Raw genomic sequence first — 4,010 nt, 5'->3', positions numbered from 1 at the left:
AATGAGACAAGAGATAGCTGAGTTCAACCCCAGCCAGTTGCTCGCCCAAAGCAATTAGCTCCGAACCAGCTTTTGTTTGTGGCGCTGGCCCCACCGAATCATCGCATCAATCACTTCCTTCAGCGTGCCCGCATAAGGGGTGGCCGAATATTCCACCGTGACCGGTTTGGTTGGGCATACTTGCCGACTCACTAATTGGTTGAGTTCCAGTTCGTGTAATTCCTTGGATAAGATTCGCGGCGAAATGCCCGAGGCCCTGGCCAGTTCACCAAATCGCTTGGTGCCTTCATTAATCAAGATGGAAAGTAGCAACAACTTCCATTTCCCATTGACCACATACAGCGTGTCCTGAATGGCCGAATGCACATTGGTGCAGGCTAAATCTGAATGATCCTTCATGTACTATCCTAAATGTAACTAGTATCCTTTCTGTAATTAGTAACAAATATACACTACTATAGCGCCACTTTTACGCCTTACTTTATTCAAGGCAACATGGAAACATTCAACAACAAAGTGGTGGTGATTACCGGCGGTAATAGTGGGATTGGCTATGCCACCGCCAAAGAATTCAAAGCACAAGGGGCTACAGTGGTAATCACGGGGAAACGAGAAGTCGCGTTAGAGAAAGCAGCGATTGAGCTGGGTGTACAATATAAATTGACGGATCAATCCAAGTTGGGGCAGATTGATGAGCTGGTGGCGGATATTCATCAGTCGTTGGGGAAAGTCGATGTGTTGTTCATTAACGCAGGGGTGGCCTTCTTTGCCCCCATTGAGTATACCTCCGAAGAGCATTTTGACACCATGCTGGATGTCAATTTTAAAGGGGCTTTTTTTACCCTTCAAAAATTCATGCCTATTCTCAAGGATGGGGCTTCGATTGTCTTTTTAGCTTCGGGCAATACGGCCTTAGCTATGGAAAGCAGTTCGGTGTATTCAGCCAGTAAGGCTGCCCTGAGCCATGTCGCAAAAATAGCGGCCAAAGAACTGGCTCCCCGGCAGATCCGAGTGAATACGGTTCACCCCGGGCCGACCCAGACGGAAATGCAAAGTAAGTTCGGCATGGATGAAGCGACCTTAAGTGGGATGAAAACGCAAATCCTTAGTCAGGTACCCCTACGGAAGATGGGTGTAGCCGAGGATGTCGCTAAACTGGTGGCCTATCTGTCGGATAGTCGCGTTTCCTCCTTTATCACCGGCGGCGAGTATTTCATTGATGGGGGCATGGCCTTGTAAGTAAACTAGACTAAGGAAACCATGACGACAAAGACAAAAAACGTTGCAGGCTGGGTAATGAGCGGACTAATCAGCTTAATGTTAAGTGCCTCTGCGGTTGACAAACTGATGGGGAGTGGGCATGCGTTACAAATGGCAACCTCGTTTGGCCTATCCGCCGACACGTATTGGGTGTTGGGCATCATTGAGCTCTTATCCGTTGTTTTGTTTGTGTATCCCCGAACAGGCATCCTGGGGACCTTACTCTTGTCCTCTTATTTAGGGGGCGCGATTGCCACCCATTTACAGCATCAACAAGATATTGCTTTTCCAGCGGCCATAGAAGTTTTCATTTGGCTAACCGCTATCATTCGTTTTGGGGAATTAACGGCTAGACTACTAAATAAGTCAGTCGTAAACAACCAAGTAAGCTGAAAACCAACGAATCAACGTCTAATGGAGCCGTTTGAATTACATTTTTAGGATAGAAACGAACGATTTCTGACAAAAGCATCCAATTAAACTGGGGTTAAGCTCTACTAAATGAGCGTTTTACGAAACTAAAGCAAAACAAGGGTTCAACCGAATGGCTGAACCCTGCTTAAATTGCATCGTTGCTTCTACAAGGAGACTTCGAAAACCATGTCTTGTGTTGGACGAAAAGCTTGGATCTGTTGAGCAATGGGAGAAAGGCTAGCCAACTCCATGACGAACTGGTGAAAATGCTCGGTAGATTCCCAGGTAGCGTAGTTGATCAAAACAGTTCCTGCCTCATTTTGATGAATTTTGGCGGAGATAAACCCGGGAAAGTGGCTAACTTCTTTTTCGAAAAAATCCCGGATAAGGGCAGTCAGTGTATCAAGTTCGCCAGCTTTTAGTTCAAACCGGACAATCACATGTAGCGGCTTATTTTTCATGATTCAATTGTTCAAAGGGTAAACCAATTAGGTACAATCAATAGAATCGTCAATTAAACCAGATCACCAAAACCACCCGTGACAAAATGATCATGTCCAGTAACGTAAGAAGCCCGCTCCGAGACTAGAAAGGCAATCATCTCGGCTATTTCCTGAGCTGTACCTATCCGGCGAAGGGGTATTGCCCCAACTAGTTGGTCTACCGTGATGCCCATGCTAGTGGCTAATAGTTTTCGGCCTTCATCGCCTCCTTCGGTTTTAATGGCACCAGGCGTTACTAAGTTGACCCGTACGCCAGCGGGGGCCAGCTCTCGAGCCAATGACCCGGTATAGCTATCCAAGGCGGCTTTAGCGGCTCCATAATGGGCCAAAAAACCATGAAAGGGCAGCAGGCCACCCGCTGATATGTTCACAATGGTGCCCGAACCACTTTGCCGGAGGGCTCCTAACAAGGGCTTTGTCACCCGAACCGCGCTCATAAAGTTGATCATCAGCGAGTCCAGCCAGTCCTCGTCGGTAATTGATTCAATGCCGGGCAGGATAGGCGTGGTTGCCCCTACATTATTCACCAGAATATCCAAACCACCCAAAATTCTTAATGCCTCTTCGGCGATAGCCGTGGCCCCTTCTACCGTGCTAACATCACCTTGAATGAAGGTTGCCCCGGGGGGCGTCTGTTCGTGCTGAGAGCGGGCCGAAACAACGACCGTAGCCCCACCTTCGAGTAAGCGCTGTGCCGTGGCCGCCCCAATGCCCTTTGAACCGCCGGTGATCAGGGCTTTTTTTCCTTCGAATTCAGTCTTGTAAACGTTCATGCTGATCTGATTTTGCTCGTTTATGATTTCTGCAGCAAAGTTCAGCTGAGGCCTTGACATGGCCTGTGAAGTAGATTACTAAATGAGGGTGAACTAGTTCACATTCGTTTACTTACTTTTTTAGGGTCGTTTTCTGCTTTCGTATTTTGGAGAGGAATTCCCGGCTCATACCCAGATAAGAGGCAATGATGTATAGCGGTATTCGCTGAAGCAGCAGGGGATGGTTTTGGGCAAATTCGTCGTAGCGTTCTTCAGCGGACAAACTTAATTGAGCGATAACCCGTCGTTGTATGGTAACGGCGATCTGTTGCGCTCTTCGCATCATAGCCAGCGAAAACTGCGGTATTTTTTCCAGTAATAGCTGTTCATTCTCATAACTCCACTGGATAATGGTACTGGCCTCAATAGCTTCGACGAACAGCGTTGCTGGCTCCTGTAACAGGAAGCTGCCCGGATCGCCGATCATTCCATCATCGACGGCTAAGGAAAGCGTATGTTCTTGTCCATCAGGACTGACAAGATAAGCCCTGAAAGCGCCTTCAACGACGTAAGTGCGATGGGTTGAGACAAAACCAGGTTGCTCAATGAGCTGTTTGCGTTTCACCTTTTTCAACCGCAGCATTGAGATGAACAACTCCTTTTCTGGTTCGGTAAGGGTTATGTGCTTGGCGATGTGGTGAAGTATCGATGAAAAGTCAGGCGTATTTTCCAAAATCGAAAGCTTAATCTTTGCATTAACCAGAACGAATTTAGCTATAGCCATCGTACCGTCCAGTTAAACGCCCCGTTTAAGAAGCCCATACATGAATGTTCTATCGTCCTGTTAGGATCGTTTTCTTAAGAATAGATTATTTTGTGCTGATTTATTTGAGGTTGCTTATATTGGTGAACCTATTTACTACTTAGTTAACAACTCTGTTTTAATGAACAAAGGTAAGTTAGTACCTATTCTCGTGTACTTTGTGGGTGCCTTCAGCTTAACCTTCGCCTTTAGTCAGCTCCCGAAATGGACTATAGGCACATTGGACTGTACAGATATCTTGTGCGGGTGGGGACCGCT

6 protein-coding genes are annotated in these 4,010 nt (G+C 47.0%); 2 read left to right on the top strand and 4 right to left on the bottom strand.

Annotated elements, in window-relative coordinates:
* Nucleotides 1-54 precede the first annotated feature (54 nt).
* Nucleotides 55-399 carry a winged helix-turn-helix transcriptional regulator gene (locus BM202_RS14570; RefSeq protein ID WP_093827305.1) on the bottom strand — a complete coding sequence of 115 codons (345 nt, stop codon included), beginning with the start codon at nt 397-399 and terminating at the stop codon, nt 55-57.
* A 96-nt stretch (nt 400-495) separates the two neighbouring features.
* Here BM202_RS14570 and BM202_RS14565 point away from each other — a divergent pair, with 96 nt between their 5' ends.
* The gene (locus BM202_RS14565; RefSeq protein ID WP_093827303.1) at nt 496-1,239 is read left to right on the top strand and encodes an SDR family oxidoreductase; all 744 of its coding nucleotides are present in this window, start codon (nt 496-498) and stop codon (nt 1,237-1,239) included.
* Between the two features lie 21 nt (nt 1,240-1,260).
* Entirely contained in the window at nt 1,261-1,653 is a 393-nt protein-coding gene (locus tag BM202_RS14560) for a DoxX family protein (protein WP_093827301.1), read from the top strand.
* A 185-nt stretch (nt 1,654-1,838) separates the two neighbouring features.
* On the opposite strand, the gene BM202_RS14555 is transcribed toward BM202_RS14560, so the two are convergent.
* From BM202_RS14555 to BM202_RS14545, 3 genes are all read right to left on the bottom strand, one after another.
* Nucleotides 1,839-2,135: an antibiotic biosynthesis monooxygenase family protein gene (locus BM202_RS14555; RefSeq protein WP_093827299.1), complete on the bottom strand. Its 297-nt coding sequence runs from the start codon at nt 2,133-2,135 to the stop codon at nt 1,839-1,841.
* 53 nt (nt 2,136-2,188) lie between these two features.
* Nucleotides 2,189-2,950 carry an oxidoreductase gene (locus tag BM202_RS14550; protein ID WP_093828048.1) on the bottom strand — a complete coding sequence of 254 codons (762 nt, stop codon included), beginning with the start codon at nt 2,948-2,950 and terminating at the stop codon, nt 2,189-2,191.
* 112 nt (nt 2,951-3,062) lie between these two features.
* Entirely contained in the window at nt 3,063-3,713 is a 651-nt protein-coding gene (locus BM202_RS14545; RefSeq protein ID WP_177236590.1) for a Crp/Fnr family transcriptional regulator, read from the bottom strand.
* Nucleotides 3,714-4,010 lie beyond the last annotated feature (297 nt).

Source organism: Spirosoma endophyticum, assembly GCF_900112365.1.
In the GTDB taxonomy this organism is placed as follows: domain Bacteria; phylum Bacteroidota; class Bacteroidia; order Cytophagales; family Spirosomataceae; genus Spirosoma; species Spirosoma endophyticum.
The sequence above is the reverse complement of the archived record's forward strand: the minus strand, read 5'-3'. Positions and strand labels throughout refer to the sequence as shown.